The organism is Paraburkholderia sp. RHO2 (assembly GCF_050955445.1).
Taxonomy (GTDB): Bacteria; Actinomycetota; Actinomycetes; order Mycobacteriales; family Mycobacteriaceae; genus Prescottella; species Prescottella agglutinans_A.
Window position 1 is genome coordinate 592,589 of the sequence record NZ_CP162618.1, and the last position, 23,084, is coordinate 615,672.

19 protein-coding genes are annotated in these 23,084 nt (G+C 66.1%); 17 read left to right on the forward strand and 2 right to left on the reverse strand.

All coding sequences use genetic code 11. The annotated features are described in order from the left end of the window. Positions 1–248: 248 nt before the first annotated feature. Complete coding sequence (locus ABTV10_RS27835) at positions 249–686, reverse strand: IS110 family transposase (RefSeq protein ID WP_499035558.1); 438 nt, start codon at positions 684–686, stop codon at positions 249–251. Between the two features lie 455 nt (positions 687–1,141). On the opposite strand from ABTV10_RS27835, the gene ABTV10_RS27840 reads away from it, so the two are divergent. Continuing rightward, positions 1,142–3,205, forward strand: coding sequence for a TerD family protein (locus tag ABTV10_RS27840; protein WP_499035560.1), 2,064 nt, complete (start codon positions 1,142–1,144; stop codon positions 3,203–3,205). Positions 3,206–4,192: 987 nt separating this feature from the next. Here the strand turns inward: ABTV10_RS27840 and ABTV10_RS27845 are convergent. Next, positions 4,193–5,233: a GmrSD restriction endonuclease domain-containing protein gene (locus ABTV10_RS27845; protein ID WP_499035561.1), complete on the reverse strand. Its 1,041-nt coding sequence runs from the start codon at positions 5,231–5,233 to the stop codon at positions 4,193–4,195. 493 nt (positions 5,234–5,726) lie between these two features. Between ABTV10_RS27845 and ABTV10_RS27850 the strand changes: the two genes are divergently transcribed. From ABTV10_RS27850 to ABTV10_RS27925, 16 genes are all read left to right on the forward strand, one after another. Continuing rightward, positions 5,727–7,100, forward strand: a complete 1,374-nt coding sequence (locus ABTV10_RS27850) for a TerD family protein (protein WP_499035562.1) — start codon at positions 5,727–5,729, stop codon at positions 7,098–7,100. Positions 7,101–7,223: 123 nt separating this feature from the next. Then, on the forward strand, positions 7,224–7,679 hold the full coding sequence (locus ABTV10_RS27855) for a tellurite resistance TerB family protein (protein ID WP_499035563.1): 456 nt from the start codon (positions 7,224–7,226) through the stop codon (positions 7,677–7,679). A gap of 156 nt (positions 7,680–7,835) precedes the next feature. Beyond that, positions 7,836–8,411 (forward strand): TerD family protein, encoded by a 576-nt coding sequence (locus tag ABTV10_RS27860; RefSeq protein ID WP_499035565.1) that lies wholly within the window; start codon positions 7,836–7,838, stop codon positions 8,409–8,411. 119 nt (positions 8,412–8,530) lie between these two features. Further along, positions 8,531–9,106: a TerD family protein gene (locus tag ABTV10_RS27865; protein ID WP_499035567.1), complete on the forward strand. Its 576-nt coding sequence runs from the start codon at positions 8,531–8,533 to the stop codon at positions 9,104–9,106. A gap of 107 nt (positions 9,107–9,213) precedes the next feature. Then, positions 9,214–10,320 (forward strand): DUF475 domain-containing protein, encoded by a 1,107-nt coding sequence (locus ABTV10_RS27870; RefSeq protein ID WP_499035568.1) that lies wholly within the window; start codon positions 9,214–9,216, stop codon positions 10,318–10,320. A gap of 68 nt (positions 10,321–10,388) precedes the next feature. After that, positions 10,389–11,018, forward strand: a complete 630-nt coding sequence (locus ABTV10_RS27875) for a TerD family protein (protein WP_499035569.1) — start codon at positions 10,389–10,391, stop codon at positions 11,016–11,018. A 92-nt stretch (positions 11,019–11,110) separates the two neighbouring features. Beyond that, positions 11,111–12,445 carry a vWA domain-containing protein gene (locus ABTV10_RS27880; RefSeq protein ID WP_499035571.1) on the forward strand — a complete coding sequence of 445 codons (1,335 nt, stop codon included), beginning with the start codon at positions 11,111–11,113 and terminating at the stop codon, positions 12,443–12,445. Between the two features lie 80 nt (positions 12,446–12,525). Continuing rightward, complete coding sequence (locus ABTV10_RS27885; RefSeq protein ID WP_499035572.1) at positions 12,526–13,716, forward strand: hypothetical protein; 1,191 nt, start codon at positions 12,526–12,528, stop codon at positions 13,714–13,716. A 41-nt stretch (positions 13,717–13,757) separates the two neighbouring features. After that, entirely contained in the window at positions 13,758–14,915 is a 1,158-nt protein-coding gene (locus ABTV10_RS27890; protein ID WP_499035951.1) for an HpcH/HpaI aldolase/citrate lyase family protein, read from the forward strand. Further along, positions 14,912–16,207 carry a phosphoribosyltransferase family protein gene (locus tag ABTV10_RS27895; RefSeq protein WP_499035573.1) on the forward strand — a complete coding sequence of 432 codons (1,296 nt, stop codon included), beginning with the start codon at positions 14,912–14,914 and terminating at the stop codon, positions 16,205–16,207. The genes ABTV10_RS27890 and ABTV10_RS27895 overlap by 4 nt, the downstream gene beginning before the upstream one ends. Beyond that, complete coding sequence (locus ABTV10_RS27900) at positions 16,204–17,334, forward strand: cysteine protease StiP family protein (RefSeq protein ID WP_499035575.1); 1,131 nt, start codon at positions 16,204–16,206, stop codon at positions 17,332–17,334. Before ABTV10_RS27895 ends, ABTV10_RS27900 begins: the two co-directional genes overlap by 4 nt. A 41-nt stretch (positions 17,335–17,375) precedes the next feature. Continuing rightward, entirely contained in the window at positions 17,376–18,188 is an 813-nt protein-coding gene (locus ABTV10_RS27905; protein WP_499035953.1) for an HAD family hydrolase, read from the forward strand. Between the two features lie 16 nt (positions 18,189–18,204). Beyond that, the gene (locus ABTV10_RS27910; protein ID WP_499035576.1) at positions 18,205–19,425 is read left to right on the forward strand and encodes a TerD family protein; all 1,221 of its coding nucleotides are present in this window, start codon (positions 18,205–18,207) and stop codon (positions 19,423–19,425) included. An 18-nt stretch (positions 19,426–19,443) separates the two neighbouring features. After that, positions 19,444–20,991 (forward strand): TerD family protein, encoded by a 1,548-nt coding sequence (locus tag ABTV10_RS27915; RefSeq protein WP_499035577.1) that lies wholly within the window; start codon positions 19,444–19,446, stop codon positions 20,989–20,991. 48 nt (positions 20,992–21,039) lie between these two features. Beyond that, on the forward strand, positions 21,040–22,206 hold the full coding sequence (locus tag ABTV10_RS27920; RefSeq protein ID WP_499035578.1) for a TerD family protein: 1,167 nt from the start codon (positions 21,040–21,042) through the stop codon (positions 22,204–22,206). 560 nt (positions 22,207–22,766) lie between these two features. After that, positions 22,767–23,048: a type II toxin-antitoxin system RelE/ParE family toxin gene (locus ABTV10_RS27925; RefSeq protein ID WP_499035579.1), complete on the forward strand. Its 282-nt coding sequence runs from the start codon at positions 22,767–22,769 to the stop codon at positions 23,046–23,048. The last annotated feature ends 36 nt before the right edge of the window (positions 23,049–23,084 follow it).

Consider the following 23,084-nt stretch of genomic DNA (forward strand, 5'->3'; position numbering starts at 1 on the left):
GGAGATGATCGCCTCATCGGGATGACGTTCGTAGTCTTCGGTCGTCGCCCTCGTCAGGGCCTCGACTGAACTGCTGGTGGCGTCGAGACGCTGCACCACCGTCTGCAGTTGGATGCCCGTCGCCTGCTCGACCAGCTCGGGCTGACGCAGGTGCTGGGTGCGGAAGAACTCCCGCAGGCGGGCAGCATCAGCATCGACATTGCGTTGCCAGCCAGCCTTTCTCGGTGACGCCCGCATTCGTGCTGGAGTCAGTTTGTCGTCGACTGGGGTGTCGGTGCCGCGGCGAGTACGGTTCGGGCGTCCGCTGGGGTGATGCCGCCGCCGCTGAGCCCGTCGAACGCGGCCAGTGCGGCCGGGAAGTAGTCCTTGAGCAGGGACCGGATCTGGTTGCCCAGCGCGGTGCGCGCCCACACGGCGTTTTGCAGGGCGCGGGCGAGGACCTTGATCGCGCGTGCGGGGTCGGTGTCGTCCGGGATGGGCCGGTGCGACTGGCGGTCGAGGCGCAGGATGTTCGTGAGGATGACCGCATCCGCCGCATCGGATTTCGCAATGATGTCGCCGTCGAAACTCGGTGCATCCTGATCCCAGATTAGCCTTCTGTGACAACATCTTTCCTCCGCCTGGGGGAGGCGGCCATCGTTGTCGTGATCTGTCTCGGTTGTTGGCGTGCCCGTTAGTGTCGACATCGGTCAGTGCTGCGATGAACAGGCAGTGGTCGTGTCCGGCAGGACTGGGTTTGTCTTCGTGGTCGGAAGGTCGATCGAGGTGACCGCCGAACGGCAGTCGGTGCGAAGCCCGGGCGCCGGAGATCGCCGGAGTCAGGCCGTGACTGGCGATCTGGTATTGGGACTAGAAATGCCCGCAACCAACGACCGCCGACGTTAATCGCGGCCGATGGTGCGCCCTACTTGAGGCTGTAGAGATGACGGTCTTCTCGGGCAAACATCGCACCCACGCCCGGGACGCAGTTCAGTCGCTCGTCGAGTCTCACGGGTTCGTAGCACGCCGTCGGCGGATCATTGCAAGGGGGCGTAAGGAGACCGATTAGTATGCAGCGGGGGTGGTGAGTATCTGCGGCGGGGGTCAGGCTCTTCTCGTCCATCGCATTTGTTGGGTTTGTGGTTGATTGAGGGTGGGGTTAGTGACGTTTCCGCTGCTGTCCAAGGGGCAGAACATGCCTCTGTCGGATGATGTGCTTCAGGTCGATGTGGTGATTGGGTGGGCAGAGTCAGAGATCGAGGTCGACGCATCCGCTCTGCTGTTAGGCGCGGATAGGAAGGTTCGTTCGGACGCCGACTTCGTCTTCTACAACCAGCCTGAGTCGGCAGACGGTTCGATCCGGTTCTTGGGGACTGGTGCGACCGAAGAGGGCGCACAGGCGCGAATCGCGATCGACTTGTCAACGGTGCCAGAGGACGTGCACACCGTGGCGGTGGTGGGCAGTGTCGGTGCTGGCAGCTTCGGTGACCTCGGCAAACTCGCCCTCCGCGTCATCGATGGTGCGGGGCATACGTTGGCGGAGTATGTCACTGCAGACGCGACCACCGAGTCGGCGTTCGTCTTCGGCGAGGTGTACCGACGCGGTAGTGAGTGGAAGGTTCGCGTTGTGGGCCAAGGGTGGGAATCCGGGCTCGCCGGTCTCGCGACCGATTTCGGTGTTGACATCGCAGACGAAAACGATGCCGAGATCACCGCAGACGTCGAAGCTGCGGTTGTCGAATCGGCAGCCGGTACTGCGCCGATCGAGACAGCCGGGGCCAACACCGCGCAGGATTCCCAAGCGCCTGCCCAGCCGGTGGAGCCGACCGCACCGGTTAAGGCAAAGTCCCGTGGGGTGCGCACCGCCAAGAAGGTCGTGAAGAAGGCTGAACCGCCGAAGTTCGTTCTTGCCGAACACGACACCTGGCAGCCGGCGCGATTGTTCTCCGTCGTCGGGGTTGGGGCGGGGGAGGAGCAGGAGCGCCGTGCGACCTCTGCCTTGATCGCCACGATGCAGGCCGTGCGCCCCTTCGCGCGTGCTATGTGTGCCCGGATGGGGGCGCCCGCGGGCGCATTTGAAGGGTTCGTCGAGGTGCAGTACGAGCGAGGTGAAACGAAGGTCATCCCCGACGCCGTCCTTAAGGTGTCCCGCGGCAGCCGGCTGTGGACTGGGTTGCTCGAGGTCAAAACTGGCAACGGGAAGCTCGCGAAAGACCAACTCGAGAACTACCTCGACGTGGCGCGGAAGAAGAAGTACGACGTGGTTGTCAGCCTGTCCAACGACGTCCCCGCTAGCGCCGGGGAGTTGCCGGTCGAGGTCGATCGCCGCAAGCTTGCCAAGGTCGCGTTGCGCCACCTGTCCTGGGCGGAGGTCGCGCATGAGGCCCGGATGTTGCTCTCCCACGGCGGGATCGACAACGAACTGCAGTCTTGGATCCTGACCGAGTTCCTGCGATACCTTGACCATCCGAGATCCGGGGCTACCGAGTTCATCGACATGGGCAGGCATTGGGTCACCGTCCGTGACGCGGTTACCGCAGGCACCCTGCGGGCTGGCGATCAGAAGGCCCTCACGGTCGCCGACAGATGGGCGTCCCTCTCGCGGCACCTGGCCCTGCGGTTAACTGCCGAACTCGGCGTCACCGTCAAACACATTGTGCCGCGTCGCTACAGCAACGACCCGACCGCGCGGAACACAGCAGTTGCGGAACGGTTGGCCGCTGACGGGGTCTTCGAGGCTGTATTCCGGATCCCGGAGACCGCTGGCGATGTGGTCGTGGTCGCGGATGTGCGCACCAACAAGGTTCGCTGCCGGACCACGGTGATGGCTCCGAATGAGGGCACATCGGGGCGCCGCTTGTCGTGGTTGCTCAAGCAGTTGAAGGATGTACCGGGTGATGTCCAGGTTGAAGCGGCCTTCTCGGTGCGCGGGAATGAAACATGCGAGCTTCTCGACACGGTGCGCGCAAATCCGAAGGCCTTGACCGGCGGCCGGGATGGCGAAGTCGTATCCTTCGGCCTGGAGCAGACATTCCCGCTGGGAGGCCGACGGTCTGGAACCGCGGCGAGTTTCGTCGCGAGCGTGACATCGTCGATGGATGCATTCTATGGCGGTGTTGTGCAACACCTTCGCGAGTGGGTACCTGCGGCACCGAAACAGTCCGATCAGCCGCTTCCCGCCGTGGAGGATGCCGACGGTGGGGAGCAATGCCGCAGCCTCGCATGAACGCCGCTGCGGTGCGGGTGTCCCCGAGCCGCTTCTGCTGTATGCGGCCGTTGATCAGTAGCTGGACATGCAGCTACTGAGTCGTTCGGTTGGCAGGTCCGGAATTGTGCAGGTTGTTCGGCCAGCCTGGGCCGCCTCCTACTTTGTTCGTCTACGTGTCGGTCAGAACCCCGACCGCACTTGTTCCTGCTGCGACGCGCAGGTAGGAGACGGTGCGGTCACCCTCGGTTGTATCGAGGGTGAGCGTGAACTCGCCGCCGTGGTTCCGCTGGCCTCCTGCTATGCAGTCGATCACTGGCCGGGTCAAGACCCGGCTGCGGTTTCGGAGTGGGGTGCGGCCTGCTTTGCCGCAACTCGGCAGCGGGGGTGCGGTGAGCAATCTCGTCAGGTGTCGGAGAGGCCGGTCTGTTGCGTTCCTCCGCGCCGGGCTCGGTGAGATACGAAGGCATGACCTCGTTTTGACCGTCCTGCGCAGCGGATGTGACGAGGTGAGTCGGCGACGCTTCCACGCCGTAGTATTCGTGACCCCAACCCTCCGTGCAACCGGCCAGTTCCTTTCCAAATGAGTCACATTCGGGGTTCGCACGGTGCATGGTTGTCCGGAGGTCCGCGCGGCCGCCAGGAGAGCGGATGCGGTGTTCTGCACACGTCCGAGAGGGATCCGGCGCGTATAGCTTTGGGAACATCCCCGGGGTGCCGTTGGTGCTGACGGTGTGGCGCAGAGTCGCGAGGGTCCGGGCTCGGTGCGGTGCAGCGTCCTTGTGAAGGGCGGCCAAGGGGGACAGGCTGATGCGGGCGCTTCGCCTTGACTCCTCGAACCGACGGAGGGCATTGGCGAACCCCGCGGTGTGGCTGATCATGCCGACGTACAACGAAGATCTCGCAGCGCGGCGTGCCCCCGGCCCGTGAGGGTCCCGGGGCCGCCGCCACCGTCCTAGTCGCGGGGCACGCGCTGCGGAGTCATTGGCACGGTGGACGGCTCATCGATCACTCGCAGGCGACGCCGTCGTTGTCGCGGTCGAGCTTGCTGCTGTAGCCGGGTTCGCCGCGCAGGAGCGGGGCCGCGCCGGCGGCGCGGACGGCCGCGCAGTTCGCGTAGGAGGCACTGTTACCGCTCGGGGCAGGCTCGGGCGCCACCAGCGGGGCTGGAGCGGGAGCGGGTGCCTGCTGCTCGATGGGCGGTGCCGGAACGGGTGCGGGGACCGCATCAGTGGGTGCGGCGCCGCAGTCGCCGAGCACGCGGGCGATCGCGTCCTTCTCGGCCTGCGTCACCCATAGGCGGTACTTCGCTTTCACCTGAACCTGACGGGTGACGTAGGTGCAGCGGTAGGGCTTGTTCGGCGGCAACCACGTTGCCGCGTCACCGTCGCTCTTCTGCCCGTTCGTCGGCCCGTCGACGGCCTGGAGGTTCAGCGGATCGTTGGCGAGGTTGCGGCGGGCCTGGTCGTCGAGCTGCTGGGCGCCCTTCTGCCACGCGTCGGACAGGGCGACGATGTGGTCGATCTGCACGGCGTTCGAGGTGCCCTCACCGCGGGTGAAGGCGATGGTGTTGGCGGTGTAGGTGTCGTGGAGGGTGCCGGTGAGCACGGTGCAGTTGTTCGATCCGGGCTTGATGGTGATGTCGACCAGGTCGCGGCGCAGGATGTCGTTGCGGGTGTCGCAGCCGTTGTGGCCGCCGTCGACGGTGACGTCGTCGGTCCATGCCTGCCCGAACGCATCGCGACTGTAGCCGGTTTTCGGTGCCCGTCCCTTGACCGGCAGCGTGTCGAGCTGCGCGAGGGCCTGACCTGCGGTGGCGTCTGTACCGAGAGCTGCGGCCGCAGCTGATGTCCCCGGCATGGTCGTGGAGGACTGCGCTGCGGCAACACTGGTGGATGTGTTCGCCACTGTGGTCGTGGTGGCGGGATCGGCGGCTGCGTCACCGCCGTCGCAGCCGGCCAACGCGAGCGCGGCAGCGGAGATCGTGATGGCGATGACTGATCGGGTGCGGGCCGGTGACCGATGCAGCAGGGCAAGGCGAGCAGACACGAGCACTCCTTCGAGTGTGAGGAGCCGGTGCAGATTTCGACCGACCTGTGAGTGGTATTGACCTGCGTTTCCCCGGCACTGTCGCAGGGAATCTGTTGTATCAGTCCTACGCGACAGCTCCACTCCCGCGATCTCCTTCTTTCGTACCGAGGTGCTCCTACTTTCGTACGCAGTTCTCCCTGGCTGGCCCCGAAGGAGTCCGTGGTGAGCCTAGATTCAGCGGGTACAGACCGGTGCTGCGCCACCGGAGATCGGATGCGCGTGTGTCGGTTCCGAGGGGCGGCGCGCGACGAGGGTGTCGGACCGTGCTGGCAAGGTGCACGCCGACCTGTCACATCCGACAGCGAACTGGAGAACCCGAAATGTGCAATGCCTCATGTCCCCGTCGGGCACTATTGAGGGGGCAATGTCCGGTTCGCCTGAAGCGCGTGCCAGCATTGATCCATGTCCGCAGTCGGGGAGGACAACATCTTGCTGCGGCATAAGGGGAGGAATGAAGTTATCGAAGGGGTCGAAGACCGACCTCGCGAACGACCAATACGACATCACCATCGCGTCACCGACGGCGGGGAACATCGTCGACATTGCCGCGGTCCTGCTGGGCGCGAACGGCCAGGTCAGGGCCGATAACGACTTCGTGTTCTTCAACAACCCGAAGGCCGCGGGTATTGCGCTGGTGTCGGACACCTCGCTGTCGGTTGATCTGGGGTCCGTCCCACTCGATGTCGAGCGCGTACTGATCACCGCGAGCACCGAAGCTCAGGGCAAGCGGTTCCAGGACGTCCCAGGGTTGTCCGTCGATATCAAGGGCGCGGGCCAGGAGTTGAGCTTCACTCCGGCGGACCTGACGGTCGAGACGGTACTGCAGATGGTCGCGTTCTATCGGCGTGGCTCTGGGTGGCGGCTCGATGCGATCGGGCAGGGATACGGTGAGGGCCTGGCGAAGTTCGCGTCCGAACACGGCATCACGGTCGACGATCCAGGTACCGCCGACGTTGCTCCCGGCGGATCGTCGCCTGCTGCAGGTGCACCCGCCGCTGCGCCCGTGTCGACGGCGCCCACTTCGACGCTGGCGCCGCCGCCTGCCCCGGCGACGTCAGCGCCCGTGTCGGCGCCGATCAGTTTCGAGAAGGTGAAGATCTCCCTGACGAAGGACTCGGCGACCAAGACGGCACGGATCGATCTGCGCAAAAGCCAGGGAGATCCGAACTGGGTGCTGACGGTGGGCCTCGAGTGGGACGGCCGCGGCGCGAAGTACGACCGGAACGGGAACGTGAAGCGGTACGGGACCGGCGATCTCGACGTGTACTTCTTCTGCCGCAACGAGGATACGAACAAGTACGTCGTGATCAGCGGTGAGTCCAGGCATCGGGGCAGCCTCGACACGTGGCCGCACATGCACCATTACGGCGACAGTAAGGGCCCGGGTAGCGGCAACAAGCCGGCGACCGAGCAGGTCCGGGTTCTCCCTAAGGAGAACGGGGATCTGCTGGTGAACGTCTACCAGAGTGTCGACAACGGCGCCGGAGCGATCGATACGTTCGGCAAGCCCCGCGTCGCGATCCGCTACGGGCGTGCCGCCGGTGACGGCCTTCCTGGCGCCGACGCGGATGAGGTCCTCGTCTACGTGGGCAATGGGCAGGACTCCTACTGGGCGACGGTCGCACACATCGATGTTCAAGACGGGGTCCTCACCGTCGACGGAGAGACCCGTTACGGCCGCCGCGGCAGCGAGTGCATGCCGGTGCTCGACACCTCCGGCAACTGGGTCAGGGATCCGGCCGACGGGCCGGTGGGACGGAGTAAGAAGCAGAACCGCGGGATCGGCCTGACGAAGTACACCGGCCGTTGCCCTGACCACAAGTAGACCGGGCATCAATTCTGGCTCTGGCCTCTTGCACGCAACCACGCGTCCACCCACATGCACAACAGTGCCTACGTCGGCACTGCCACAACGCGTACCAATGAACGCCGAAAATAGGAGGACCATATGGGGTTCTGGGATCAGCTCAAGGCGAAGACTCAGGAGCTGAACGGGCAGCTGCAGACGAAGACTGCCCAGTTCAAGAACAAGGAGTTCGCCAACGGTGCGATGGCGATGTGCGCGCTGATCGCCGCCGCCGACGGCAGCATCGATCCGACGGAGCGGCAGAAGACCGCCGCACTGATCATGTCGAATGATTCGCTGAAAGTGTTTGCCCCGGAGGAGCTTCGAGAGAAGTTCGACTGGTACTGCGACAAGCTGCAGGGCGACTTCGACTTCGGCAAGGTCGAGGCCACGGCGACGATCGGCAAGCTGAAGTCCAAGCCCGAGCAGGCTCGGGCAGTGATCCAGATCGGCATCATCATCGGCGGCGCCGACGGATTCTTCGACGAACACGAGAAGCGTGCGGTGAAGGAGGCGTGCTTCGCGGTGGGGATCAGCCCGTCCGAGTTCGACCTCTGAGACCAACCGCGAGCCTGTTGTCATAGGCGCGGATTATGCTCAGCCGCACAGGATCTCTCTTGTGCGACACCCTGGAGCGACGCTCTCCAGGGTTCGTCATCCCGATCTCCGGAACATACCGGGATCGACACAGCAAACGAGTCCAGGAGGACAAACATGGGCGTGAGCCTGACCAAGGGTGGCAATGTCTCGCTGACCAAGGAAGCCCCCGGGCTGACCGCGGTCGCTGTGGGTCTCGGCTGGGACCTGCGTACCACGACCGGGCAGGACTTCGACCTCGATGCGTCGGCAATCGGTCTGGGTGCCGACAAGAAGGTCGTCTCGGATCAGCACTTCGTGTTCTTCAACAACCTCAAGTCCCCGGACGGTTCGATCGAGCACACCGGCGACAACACCACCGGTGAGGGCGACGGCGACGACGAGGTCATCAAGGTCGACCTTGCTGCCGTGCCGGCCAACATCGACTCGATCGTGTTCCCGGTGTCGATCTACGATGCCGACAACCGCAGCCAGTCGTTCGGGCAGGTCCGCAACGCGTACATCCGCGTCGTCAACCAGGCCGATAACTCGGAGCTCGCCCGCTACGACCTGTCGGAGGACGCCTCTACCGAGACCGCGATGGTGTTCGGCGAGCTGTACCGCAACGGGTCGGACTGGAAGTTCCGCGCCGTCGGCCAGGGCTACGCATCCGGTCTGTCGGGCATCGCCCGCGACTTCGGCGTCAGCGTCTAAGAATTCCCGTTCGGCGACGGCGCGGTCGGAAGGGACTGGCTGCGTCGTCGCAATCTACCGGGGATCACCGCCACGGGCGCGACCCCGCCCCTGCTCACTACCTGCGAATTGGAGTACCGATGAGCGTCTCACTTGCCAAGGGCGGCAACGTCTCCCTGTCGAAGCAGTCGGCCAACCTGACGGCGATTACCGTCGGCCTCGGCTGGGACCAGCGCACCACCACCGGTTCTGACTACGACCTCGACGCCTCCGCACTGCTGTGTGGCCAGGATCGTAAGGTCCTGTCGGACGCGCACTTTGTGTTCTACAACAACCTCAAGTCCCCCGAGGGCGCGGTCGAGCACACCGGCGACAACCTCACCGGTGAGGGCGACGGTGACGACGAGTCGATCAACATCGACCTGACCGCGCTCGATCCGCGCGTGACGAACATCTACTTCCCCGTCTCGATCCACGATGCCGTCGAGCGTGGTCAGTCGTTCGGCCAGGTCATCAACGCGTTCATCCGCATCGTCGACCGCAACACCGGCATCGAGCTCGCGCGCTACGACCTCTCGGAAGATGCATCCACTGAGACCGCCATGATCTTCGGTGAGGTCTACCGCAACGGCGCCGAGTGGAAGTTCCGTGCCGTCGGCCAGGGCTACGCGTCCGGCCTGGCGGGCATCGCCCGCGACTACGGCGTCAATATCTGATCGGCGTCACCCTCAAATTCCTGGTGTATGCCGCCGCGAGTTGAGCGCGCGCTCACTGGCGACTCTCAACTCGCGGCGGCACCACCCTTCGAGAAAGGCCACTTCCCGTGGTTCTCCGCACCTTCGGAGTCTCTTTCGCCGTCACGGTCGTGGCCCTGGTGGTGGCGTTCCTCTACGGCGGCCCGCACGCGCTCGTGCTCGCATTCATCCTCGGCGTCCTCGAGGTCTCCTTGTCGTTCGACAACGCGGTCATCAACGCGACCGTCCTGCGTCGGATGAGTGAGTTCTGGCAGAAGATCTTCCTCACCGTCGGCATCTTCATCGCTGTCTTCGGTATGCGTCTGGTGTTCCCGCTGGTGATCGTGTGGATCGCGTCCGGTCTGGGGCCGGTCGCGGCAATTGATCTGGCGCTGAATCCGCCGGCGGACGGGGCCGCGTACTTCCCCGATGGCTCGGCAAGCTACGAGACGCTGATCACCGATGCGCACCCGCAGATCGCGGCGTTCGGCGGCATGTTCCTGCTCATGCTGTTCCTCGGGTTCATCCTCGAGGAGAAGGAGATCACGTGGCTGTCGTGGATCGAGCGGCCACTCGAGAAGATCGGCAAGCTCGACCAGCTCGAGGTCGTCATCGCCACTGTACTTTTGGTGCTCACCGCGGTGTTCATCGCGCCGGAACACAAGGCCTCGACGGTGATGATCGCCGGGGCCCTCGGCATGATCAGCTACATGGTCGTCAACGGCCTCGGCGAGTTGTTCAACGTCGACGAGGAGCAGTCCTCCGGGCCGAGTGAGCTCGCCAAGGCCACGGGCAAGGCTGGGTTCTTCCTGTTCCTCTACCTCGAGGTCCTCGACGCGTCGTTCTCATTCGACGGCGTGATCGGTGCCTTCGCGATCACCGCGGACCCGGTCATCATCGCCCTCGGCCTGGGCTTCATCGGCGCGATGTTCGTCCGCTCGCTGACCGTGTACCTCGTCCGCAAGGGCACCCTGTCGGAGTACGTGTACCTCGAGCACGGCGCGCACTGGGCCATCGGCGCACTCGCGTTGATCCTGCTGTACTCCATCGGCACTCACGTCTCGGAGATCCTCACTGGGCTCGTCGGTGTCGTGCTGATCGTCGCAGCGTTCGTCACCAGCGTCATCCGCAACAAGCGCACTCCGGATATAGACCTCGACGTCGAAGGCACCGAGCGCGCTCCGGTCAACGCCTAACCACCCCCAGCCGCCGCGCCTCACTTCTGAGGGTGGGGCGCGGCCTCGCATCAGAAGGAGAATCCCTCGTGGCGATCAACCTCGACAAAGTCACCCTCGACAAGTCCACCCCCACCATCTCGCTCGCCAAGTCCGGTGACGGACAGGGCACGATGCGGGTGAACCTCAACTGGACCGCGGGCACTGCCGCGCCGGCCAAGGGATTCATGGCGAAGCTCAAGGCCGCAGCAACCCCGAGTATCGATCTGGATCTCGGTGCCATGTACGAGCTCGCCGACGGATCGAAGGGTGTCGTGCAGGCGCTCGGCAACTCGTTCGGCGCGCTCAACCAGCCGCCGTTCATCCATCTCGACGGTGACGACCGCAGTGGCAGCAACACTGCAGGCGAGAACCTGCACATCAATCTCGCCGATATCAGCAAGTTCCGGCGGATCTTGATCTTCGCCTACATCTACGAGGGCGCGCCGAACTGGTCGGCAGCGGACGGTGTCGTCACGCTCTTCCCGACATCCGGCCCGCAGGTCGAGGTCAAGCTCGACTCGGCGGACAACCAGGCCATCTCCTGCGCCATCGCGATGCTCGAGAGCAACGGCCGCGAGCTGACCGTGACCCGCGAGGTCCGCTACATCCGTGGGGCCCAGCAAGACGTCGACCGCGCCTACGGGTTCGGCATGAACTGGTCCCGGGGCCGCAAGTAGCCCGCGAGCCGTCCCCGCCAGGGAGCGGGCGGCGCATCGCACGATGGCTCGCCCGCACCGGTGGCCTTCCCTTGAAAGGACCCGTTCACCTCGTGACCACCTTGACCCGCGGCGCCAACACCCGCATCGATACCGCTACGACGACGGTCGCAGTAACGGGCACGACTCCCGGCAGTGTCGACCTGTTCGTCTTCCAGCTCGACAAGGGCCACAAGGTCCGTCGCGACGAGGACCTGGTGTTCTTCAACAACCCGGCGTCCCCGGAAGGCGCGGTCTCCCTCGTTTCTCCCGGCCAGGTCCGTCTCGACCTCGCAGCCATCCCCGCCGATATCGAACGAATCGCGGTGGCGGTCTCGGTCGACGAGACGGTTCCGGGCCCGCTGTCCGCAGTCCCGGCGCTTGCGGTCGCGGTGAGCCAGTCCGACGGCGCCACAGTGACTGCTGCAGCCGAAGGGTTGACCACTGAGCGGTCCGCGGTCCTCCTCGAGGTGTACCGGCACAACGGAGAGTGGAAGGTCCGTAACGTCAGCGCCGGCTGGGACGGCGGACTGGCCAAGCTGGTGACTGAGTACGGTGTCGCCGTCGACGATGCGCCGCCATCGCCGGCGTCCGCTACCGCTTACGGTTCGGCTCCGTCCACACAGTCCCCCTCTTCCCCCCGCACGGCGGCTGGAGGTTCAGCTGCCGAGTCGGGCGGCGTCCGCACGGTCGCCGCCGAGGCGAAACTGTCTCTCGAAAAGCGTCAGAAGCTCGACCTCCGTAAGAAGGAGGTCTCGAAAGTCCTTCTGACAAAGGGTGCCCGGGACTACGTCGGCCGAGTGATCCTCGTGATCGACAAGACCGGATCGATGTCGAAGCGCTACAAGGGTGAGGTCCAGGACATCGTGCGCCGCATGGTCCCCGTGGCCACCCAGCTCGACGCCGACGGTCAGCTCGAGGCGTACCTGTATGGGGACGGATTCGCGAAACTCCCCGATGTCACGGTGGACGGCGCCGATAAGTGGATCGACAAGTACATCCACCTGCACGGCAAGCACGGCGGTATCGACTACGACCGGCAGATCGGCGGGGTGAACGACGAGATCCCGATCATGTCCGAGGTACTTGCCAGCGTGGAGAAGAACACCGCCGTGCCGACGCTGGTGCTGTTCTTCACCGACGGCGGCTTCACCAAGCGCTCCGCGATCGAAAAGCTGATGCGACGCGCCTCCGACCTGCCGGCTTTCTGGCAGTTCATCGGCATCGGCCGCAGCGGCTTCGGTGTGCTCGAGAAGCTCGACACGATGGACGGCCGAACAGTCGACAACGCGGGCTTCTTCTCCGTGAACAAGGTCGATTCCCTCTCCGATCCCGAGCTCTACCAACTGCTGCTGTCCGAATATCCGGACTGGCTTCGCGCAGCACGCGCCGCGAACGTACTGAACTGACTGCACGGTGCGGGCGCGAACCGCGTGGAATCGGTTGTTAGGCATAAGTATTGCAGGAATAAGCGAGTTAGGAGCAACCTGTGGCCAAAACCTTCATGCGCCGGTTGTTCTCGGGTGGGCCGGACGATGATCCCGCTGCGGTCAGCGCCTACAACGCGATGACGACCGCGTTCCTGCAGTCCGATCAGCTGATCGGCGAGATCGAGGACGGCGTCTCCGCCTCCCGGGCTACCGATCCGGCACGCCGGCTCACCGATCAGTGGATGCCGGTGCGCGAGCGATACTCGGTGGCGACGGCGGCGTACCTGCAGTTGCAGCGTCCCGAAACGGATTCGCCCTACATGGGGGTATCCGTTTATGAGAAGTGCACCCGTCAGCTCGAGCTGGTGTGCGCCGAGATGACCGGCTTCCGGGAGATGTTCGGTGAGCAACTGGGCCGCGCGCGTGCCGCGCGGCAGCTCGCGGTGCAGGCAGTGCAGCAGGCCCGCATCGACGCGAATGCCGCCGTCGCCGAACTGGATCAGCCGGAAAGCCAGCCGTACCTGCAGTACCCATCGGTGATCGCGGCCGTCGACGTTCTCGCGGCCCAGGTCCGCAACCTCGACGCGGTCACCGACACGACGGACCTGAAGGACACCGCGACCGCGGTGCGTGAGGCGGCAGTCGCGGTGCACACCGCGCTGGCAGCCGCGCCCCACCGCACCACCGAGGCACAGAATGCGGTGCGTTCGGTCGCCACTCGCATCAGCGCGGTCGCGACCCGGGCCGAACAGCTGGCACCGGCACGGTCGGCGCTGCTACGCGAGTTCAGCGCCGCCTGCTCGAACGATCTGGTCGACAACGATCGCGTCGCCGCTGCACGATCCGAGGCTGCCGAGGCCGAACTGCAGGGTGCGCGTGCCGAGATCACCGCAGGCCGACCGGAATCCGGGCTCGCGTACTGTGCGCGGGCACGTGAGCACCTGCGTGAGGCCGACGAGGCGGTCGACGCTGTCACCGACCGGCTGCGCCAGCTCCGCGAAGTCCGTGTGAACCCCACCGAGGTCGCCAGCAAGGTGCGGTTCCGGTTGCGGGACGCGCAGCACCTGGCGATGCAGCGCCACCTGGTCGACGAATGGGGCTCGGTGCTCGATGCGCAGGTCGAGCGCATCGACCGCGCGTGTGCCGAGCTCGACGGCGTGCACCCCGACTATTGGACCTACTTGACCGACCTCGAGGCGATCGAGAGCTTCATCGCCGGGGTCGTTGACCGCATGAGAGGACGCGGATGACCCAGCAACTTGCCGACTTCCGGCCCCGATCCGGACGGGGGATGGCTCACTTCCATCACCTGGAGCCGGCGGTGCGCAGGCGCCTATTTCTCCACCCACCGGAGCCGTTCACCGACAACGACAATCGGGACCGTTTGGCGGTCGCGCTCGGCGCGACTCTGTACGTTCCGGGGAACCGAGCCGGCCTTGCCGACACGATCGCCCGACGGTGCGCCGAGGGCGTGATGTCGATGGTGATCGATCTCGAAGATGCCGTCGCCGACGACGACGTCGACGAGGCTCTCGCATGCACGGTCGCGGCCCTCGACGAACTCGCAGGCGCGACCACGGCGGCGATGTTGCTGTTCGTGCGGGTGCGGACCGCCGCTGAAATCCGCACGATCACCGCGACTCTCGGCGCAGGCGTCGCCGCGTTGACCGGCTTCGTGGTTCCCAAGTTCACCGCGTCGTCCGGCGCTGACACGCTCGCCGCAGTGAGGGACGCGTCGGCGGCGCTGGGCAAGCATCTGTACGTGATGCCGGTGCTGGAGTCGCCGGTCCTGGCCTACCGGGAGTTCCGCGACGCAGAGCTGCAGAAGATCGCGACGCTGCTGGGGGCGCACCGTGATCGCGTGCTCGCGGTGCGGATCGGGGCGACGGACATGTGCGGCACCTTCGGCATCCGCCGTGACCGCGACCTGACGATCTACGACGTGCGAGTGGTCGCCGATGTGGTCGCCAGCATCGTGAACTATCTCGGGCGCACCGACGGAACCGGGTTCGTGATCACCGGGCCCGTGTGGGAGTACTTCGCGGACCGCGAGCGCATGTTCCGGCCGGCTTTGCGCGAGACGCCTTTCGCGGAAGTGGATGCCGTGCGGTTCCGTCAGCACCTGGTCAGCCGCGACCTTGACGGTCTGCTGCGGGAGATCGCGTTGGATCACGCCAACGGCATCCAGGGCAAGACCGTTATCCACCCCTCGCACGTCGCTCCGGTCCACGCGCTGTCTGCGGTCACCCACGAGGAGTACTACGACGCGATCGACATCCTCGGCGGTGACGCCGGCGGCGTCCGCGCTTCGGGGTACGGCAACAAGATGAACGAACTCAAGCCGCACCGGGCCTGGGCGGAGCGGGTCGTGCTGCGCGCCTCGGTGTTCGGCGTGACGAACCGGGGAGTGACCTTCGTGGACCTGCTGACCGCCCTGGTGGCCCGATGACCGCCGCAACCGACACCGCTGCGGCGGCGTGGGCGACCGAGCGATTCGGGCTACAGCTCCACGACGCGGACACCACGAGTTCCTGGTGCGTGAGCGACCTCGTGCGCCCCGGTCTGCGCCGCAACCCGCGTAGGGCTCACCTGCTGGTCTCGACCGTCCTGGGCAAGCACCTTCCCACCGATCCAGCCCTGGTGCGTGCGGCCGCAGACGCGCTCGCCGACCAGGTGATCGGTGTGCTCGGCGTCGACGCGTGCTGTGATGCGGTCGTTCTCGGGTTCGCCGAGACCGCTACCGGTCTCGGGCACGCGGTTGCGGCGCGAATGGGCGCCGCCTGCTACCTGCACTCGACCCGGCGCCACACCCCGGGTGTGCCGTCGATCGGTGGGTTCGAGGAGGGGCACTCGCACGCGACGTCGCATCTGCTGCAGCCGACGTCGGCGGACCTGTTTGCCAACAGTGCACCGCTGGTGCTGGTCGATGACGAGATCTCCACCGGCGCCACCGCGGTCGACGCGATCCGCGCCCTGCATGCCCTCGCGCCCCGCGACCGGTACGTCGTCGCGTCCCTGGTGGACATGCGCGACGCCGCACACCGCGCCGCGGTCGATGAGGCGGCCGCGGAACTGGGCGTGCGTATCGACCACGTCGCCTTGGCCTCCGGGCGCGCAGTGATCCCGGAAGGGTTGACCGCGCGTGTCACCGCGCTGGACGCGCCCGCCCTCAACCCGGTGACCTCAGACCGGATGGGGGAGACGACTATCGCGCCGATGCCGTGGCCGGCGGGCGTCCCGGATGGGGGACGGTACGGAATCCTCCGCGAGGAGGCAGCAGCATTCTCCACGGCGATTTCCGCGGCCGCTTCGGCCGTCGCGCCGCGCCTCGATCAGACGCGGCCGGTGATCGTCATCGGGCACGAGGAAATGATGTACCTGCCGCTGTGTCTGGCCGAGGCTCTCGCAATCGATGGGTTCGCCGTCCGCTACCAGACGACCACCCGATCCCCGGCCTACGTCCACGACGATCCCGGTTACCCGCTTCGGCGAGGGTTCGAGTTCCACGCCCCCGAACCCGATACGACCGCACCGCGGTACCTCTACAACGCAACCTGGCCGGACCCGAATGTGCCGCCCGCACAGCTGCTCCTGGTGATCGACAGCCCCGCAGACACCGACGAACTGCGCTCGGCTGGCGGGCTTCTCGATGTCCTCACCGCTGCCGGCCACGACGTCACCGTCGCTGTCGTTCCCGCCACCGACCACCACGCACTCACCTCCGCGAGGACCCACCCATGACGCTGACCCCCACAGTCGCGACACCGCCGCTGGCCGGCCCCGAATTCGGGTCCTACGCCCCCGAAGAGGTCACCTGGCTCCTCAAGGACCTCTCCGGCCTCGACCTCGAAGCCGACCTCACCGAACGCGAGAGGGCGATCCAAGCCGGGACCGCGCACTACGCCGAGTCGCTGCCCGTGGAGTACCAGCCCGACGCCGCCTACAGGGAGCTGTTCGACACCGCCCTCACCGAGTCCGCGCCCCGTCTGGCGCAGGCGGTCGGCGCGGTCACCGAGCTCCTCATCGCCGAACGAGGGCCCGATCTGACGCTGGTGTCGTTGGCCCGCGCCGGCACGCCTATCGGGATCCTCATCCGCCGTTGGGCCGAGCGGTTCCACCGCCAGCAGTGGCCGCACTACGCGGTGTCGATCGTGCGCGGCCGCGGAATCGACACCATCGCACTCGATCACATCACCCACCACCACACCCCGGGGTCGGTTGTCTTCGTCGACGGCTGGACCGGCAAGGGTGCCATCACCCGCGAGCTGACAGCCGCACTCGACGCCTACGCCGCCGCCGGCGGCCCCCGGCTGTCGGACGATCTCGCGGTCCTCGCCGATCCCGGGCACTGCGCGCGCACCTTCGGCACCCGGGACGACTTCCTGATCGCCTCGGCGTGCCTGAACTCCACCGTCTCCGGACTCGTGTCACGAACCGTCCTCAACGACCAGCTCATCGGGCCCGGCGAGTTCCACGGCGCGAAGTTCTACCGCGACCTCACCGCCCAGGACGTGTCGAACCTGCTACTTGACACCGTCACCGCCGAGTTCGACACGGTGCACGCCGTCGCCGTCGATGCGGCCCGGACGATCGCAGCCGGGGACCGGACACCGTCGTGGGCGGGGTGGGAGTCAGTGGAGAAGGTCCGCGACGAGTACGGCATCACCTCGGTCAACTTCGTCAAGCCCGGGGTGGGGGAGACCACCCGGGTACTGCTGCGCCGCGTCCCGTGGAAGGTACTCGTTCGGGACACAGACGCCCCCGAGCACGCACACATCCGCCTGCTCGCCGCCTCCCGCAGCGTGCCAGTCGAGGTGGTCCCTGACCTGGCGTATTCGTGCATGGGCCTGATCAAGGAACAGTCGTGAACGGGCGCTCGTTCCTGGTCGCCACCGACCTCGACCGCACCATGATCTACTCCCGCTCGGCGATGGACGAGGAACAGTTCGCGACCGTCGACACGGTCTGCGTGGAGATCTACGACGGCGCGCCGCTGTCCTACATGACCGCCACCGCCCACCGGCTCCTCGCCGAGCTGGCGGAGCGGGCCCCAGTCATCCCCACGACGACCCGCACACCCGAGCAGTACCAGCGCATTGCCCTTCCCGGCGGCCCGTACCCGTATGCCGTCACCAGCAACGGCGGCGCCATCCTGGTGGACGGCCAGCGCGACGCCGGGTGGCGCCGACGTATCGACGAGACCGTCGCAGCCAGCGGGCCACCGGTGACCGCGGTCGTCGACGAGGTACACGCACGGATCGACGAATCCTGGGTGCACAACCTGCGGGTCGCCGACGACCTGTTCTGCTACCTGGTTGTCGACCTGGCCGCGCAGCCGCGCGACTTCGTTGCCGAGTGGCGCCAGTGGTGCGAGCCGCGCGGCTGGAACGTCTCCCAGCAGGGCCGCAAGATCTACACCATGCCGAACGCGGTCACCAAGAGCACCGCGATGCAGGAAGTGCGCCGACGACTGGTCGACGACGGCACACTTGCCACGGACAGCGGTGTTCTCGCCGCCGGGGACGGCTGGCTAGACGCCGACCTCCTCGACGCGGCGGACGCCGGCATCCGGCCACGGCACGGCGAACTCCACACCCTCTCCTGGCTGCGCCCCCACGTGACCGTCACAGCCGATCGGGGAGCAGTCGCCGGTCAGCAGATCCTCGAGTGGCTGCACAGCCACGTCACCACCGTTGCATCCGCGTCACAGCGGGTGCACTGAGCGAAGGACACCAGTTATGCAGGCTCTCGCCAAAGGCCAGAACGCGCCGCTACCGGTCGAGACGGTCATCGTCTCGGTGGTCCTGTCGGCAGCAGCCGACGTCTCGGCGTTGCTCGTCACTCCGGACGGGAAGGTCCGTTCGGACGCGGACTTCGTCTTCTACAACCAGCCCAGCGCCCCAGGCGTGCAGTTGGTTCCGTCCTCGAACGGCTCGGCAGGCGCCAACTTGCAGATCACCACTGCGCAGATTCCTGCCGACATCGACAAGATTCGTGCGGTGATCACTCTAGACAACGCGAACGCCACGTTCGGCCAGTTCCCCGCGCCCGTCGCACGCGTCTCGGACGCATCCGGAACAGCGTTGTACGAGTACAACATCGACGGACTTTCCAGCGAGTCCGTGGTCATCGCGCTCGAGGTGTACCGCCGCGAGGGCGCGTGGAAGGTTCGAGCTGTCGGGCAGGGTTACGCGGGCGGCTTCGCCGCACTCGTTACCGACCACGGCATCACCGTCGACGACGGCCCCGCCCCGGCTAACACCCCCGTGCCTCCCGCCGCGCCCCCGACGCCTCCCGCCGCACCGCCGATGGTTCCGCCGGCACCGCCTGCCGCTCCGCCGGCACCGCCACAGCCTATGGAGGTCAACCTCACGAAGGGGCGCCCGCTCAGCCTCGCCAAGGGTCAGAAGGTGAACCTGCGCAAGGACGGCGGCGTCGCGCTGACGATGGTAACGATGGGTCTCGGTTGGGATCCCATCGAGAAGCGGGGCATGTTCGGCAGCCGTGCCGTCGACATCGACCTCGACGCATCCGCCGTGCTGATCGCCGACAATCAGATCGTCGACGTCTGCTACTACGGGCAGCTCCGGTCCAAGGACGGCTCGATCCTGCACGAGGGCGACAACCTCACCGGTGTCGGCGCCGGTGACGACGAGGTCATGCATGTCGATCTGACCCGGGTGCCGCCGTACGTCAACACCGTCATCTTCCTGGTCACCTCCTACAAGGGCCACACCTTCGAGCAGGTCAAGAACGCATTCTGCCGGCTCGTCGACTCCACCACGAACAGCGAACTCGCCCGCTACACCCTCCAAGGCGGCATGCCCTACACCGGAATGGTCATGGCCAAGGTGTTCCGCGGAGCCGACGGCTGGAAGCTCCAGGCAATCGGCGAGGGAATCGCGGCCAAGCACCCCGGCGAGGCCGCACCGCAGCTGCACCGCTTTATCGGCGCATAGGGAGGCGCGACCGTGCACATGACGCCAGGACAGAACACCGTGCTGTCGACCACGACGCTGCGGTTCACCGCCGACAGCGCCACCGCACTCGACGTGTCGGCGCTCGTCGCCGACTCCTCGCTCAAGGCACTGTCGTCCGAGCAGTTCGTGTTCTACAACCAGCCCCACACCGACGGTGTGCGCCTGGGGTCGGACGGCGTCGAGATTGACCTCGACGCCGTCCACCCCGACACCCACGCCGTGCTGTGCATCGCCAGCGTCGACCCGGACACCGCCCCGGGCACAGTCTTCAGCCGGGTCACGGCGACGCTCCACGACCAGACCGGGGGACCGGTCGCAGTCATCGCGATCGACTGCACAGCCGGTGAATCGGCAGTGATCTGCTGGGAGCTGTACAGGCGCGCCGGACAGTGGAAGGTCCGTGCCGTCGGACAGGGCTACAGCGACGGCCTCGCGGGCCTGATCACGCATCACGGCGTCGACGTCGACAACGCCGCCCAGACGCCATCGCCCGCGCCGAAGGTGAGCCCCACCGAGTACGCACCGATCGAGCCGCTCGATCCGGACCACATCGTCGAACGGTTCGGCATGATCCAGGAAGACGCCGCCCGCTCGGCCGGCGCGCTCATCGCCGCCCGCGAGTTCGCCGAGTCCCGCCTCGACGACGAGATGACCGCGGCCGTAGCCGATCCCGCCACCAGAAACGGCCCGGAAGCCGCACGTGCGAGGGCTCACGCGCAGCAACGGCACGACCAGGTCGTGCAGCAGGCTTACGTCCGATACCGCCAGGACAGCGCTCACCTCGAGAAGGAACTCGACACCATCGCGCCGATGTTGCCGCGATCGTTCGCGGACTGGAACTCTGCCGCCTGGACCGCTCCCGAGAGCGTAGGTTCGGTGACCGCGGACGGGATCCGTATCGGGGAGCTGTCCGCACCCCAGTGCGGTCCATTGCGGATCCCGGTGTGCCTGCCCTTCCCGCTGCGCCAGCCCTTGCGCATCATCGGACCCGACGCCCCGGGGACAGCCACCTCGGTTTCCGCAGTCGTACTGCGGATGCTGGCGACGTGCGACGACATCACCCTCGATGTCGTCGACCTCAGCGGCGGACTCCACCTGCTGACCGCCGCGCTTGCCCACCGAACGGGCAGCACCACGATCACCGACGTCGACGCCGTCGCCCCATACCTCGAATCCGTTGCAGCATCGGCAGAACTCGAGATCATCGACAGCGCAGGCACCGCGCCCGCCTACCCGCAGTCCCGGCGGCTCATCGTGCTGAACCACTTCCCGTACGGGTACGAGCATCGGCACTGGCCGGCCATCTTGTTCCTCGCCCAGCACGGCCCAGCACTCGGAATCTCGCTGGTGGTCGTCACCGACGACTCCACCTCGATCGAGGCGATCGATCCCGACCTCGGACGCTGCAGCTACGCGCTCCCTGCCGCTGACGAGTCCGAGTGGCGCGACCCGTGGACGTTCAATCCCTGGACCTTCACCCCGGACCGGACACCGGCCGACACCAACCGCCTCGCACAAGTCCTTGCCCGCTTCGCCGGCCGCTAGTCGGACGCCGCCCGCTGCCTACTTCTCGAGCACACCAGGAGCAACCACATGACCTCCCTCACCCGCGGCCAGAACATGCCGCTGGCGTCCTCGCAGCTGACAGCCGACGTCGCCGGCGTCACCCCAGGAACGGTCGACCTCATGGTCTTCCAAGTCACGTCGACCGGGAAGGTCCGCAGCGACGACGACTTCGTCTTCTTCAACCAACCGGCGTCCCCAGAAGGTGCAGTCCGGCTCACCGGACCGAGCACCGTTGCCATCGACATCTCCAAGGTCCCCCACGGAATCGACACGCTCCGTCTCGCCGTCAGCATGGACGACTCGGCACCAGGCAGTCTGGCCGGCGTCCCCGGTCTCGGCGTCACCATCGGGCCCATCTCGGCACCAGCCTTGGGACTGACCACCGAACGCGCTGCCGTGCTCGCCGAGATCTATCGCCGCGGCGACCAGTGGAAGGTCCGAAACGTCACAGCCGGATGGGACAGCGGTCTCAAGGCTCTCGTCGAAGAACACGGCGTCGCCGTCGACGACGCCCCCACCCAGCCGCCCGCCTACGTAAACCAGCAGACACCGGCGCCCGCTCCCCAGACCAGCCCACAGTCGGCACCCGGTGCACCCCAACCAATCCGCCTACAGAAGGTCGTTCTCACGAAATCAAGTCCCACCGTGTCACTCGCCAAGGGCGGGCAGACGGGGATGATGCGGATCAACCTCAATTGGGCGCGTGGACGTCGCGGCATCTTCGGTGGCGGCGCGGTCGATCTCGATCTCGCCTGCCTCTACCAACTCAAGGACGGATCCAAGGGAGTCGTCCAAGCCCTCGGCAAGTCGTTCGGCAACCTGCATCACCCGCCATACATCGCTCTCGACGGCGACGACCGATCCGGCAACAGCGCCGGTGGCGAGAACCTCCACATCAACCTCGCGCACCTCAGCGAATTCAAACGCATTCTGATCTTCGCCTACATCTACGACGGCGCCCCGAACTGGTCCGCGGCCGATGGTGTCGTGACACTCTACCCACCCACGGGGCCCGAGGTGGAAGTCCGGTTGGACTCCCCGGACAACCGCGCCCGCTCCTGCGCCATCGCGCTGCTGAAGAACGAGAAGAACGAACTGACCGTCACGCGCGAGGTCCGGTACATCCACGGGACTCAATCCGAGATCTCGAAGGCATACCGCTGGGGAATGAGGTGGACCGCTGGCCGCAAATGAGTCCGCCAGGCATCGACGATGCCCGCCTATCCATCAAGATGACCGTGGGACCGTGCAGGAACAACATGCCCAGTCCCACGGTCGGCTTGCGTTGTGTGGGTGGCGCCCACCGACTTGGGCCACCCGCTGTGGCAGCTCACGCGCCGTCGAGCGTCACCGCGCGGTACTGTGCCGGTGTGTTCTGAACGCCCCGGGTGACAGGGACATGAGCGCGGCGTTAGGCCGACGGCCTTCCACTGCTGTCGGCTGCAACTCTCCTCGGAGCTGGATTAGCTCCGACGGTACATTGTGGCCATCTTCTCCATCGCCGCTCCTCGTCCGCGGACGCCACCGACCCGCCGCGTACCGCCGAGAGGTGGCAGACGGTCGCTTCCCCAGCAGCCAGAGCTGGTACACGATGTCGTAGTACCAATCCGGCACCCACGGCCAATCATCCTCGAACCTGAGCACCGCCCAGGGCGATATACCCCGCTTCACCTGCACTTACTGCACCTTCAGATGCCCCCGAAAACCAAGACATAACGCTTGACGTTAATAACGCGAGACGTTATGCTTGGTGGGTGATCCAGTCGTTCGCCGGCAAAGAGGCCGAGAAGGTATGGGACCGTCACCACAGCCGCAAGCTTGGCCCAGAGGTTCAGCGGGCTGCATACCGAAAGCTGCTGATCCTCGATGCGGCGGATGACATCAACGACCTGCGAGTCCCGCCCGGGAACCGGTTGGAGAAGCTGGTCGGAGACCGAAAGGGGCAGCACAGCATCCGAATCAACGATCAATGGCGGATCTGCTTCGTCTGGACCGCGAGCGGTCCCCGCGATGTGGAAATCGCCGACTACCACTGACATGCCTTGCGAGATACAACAGCTCGAGGAGCGACC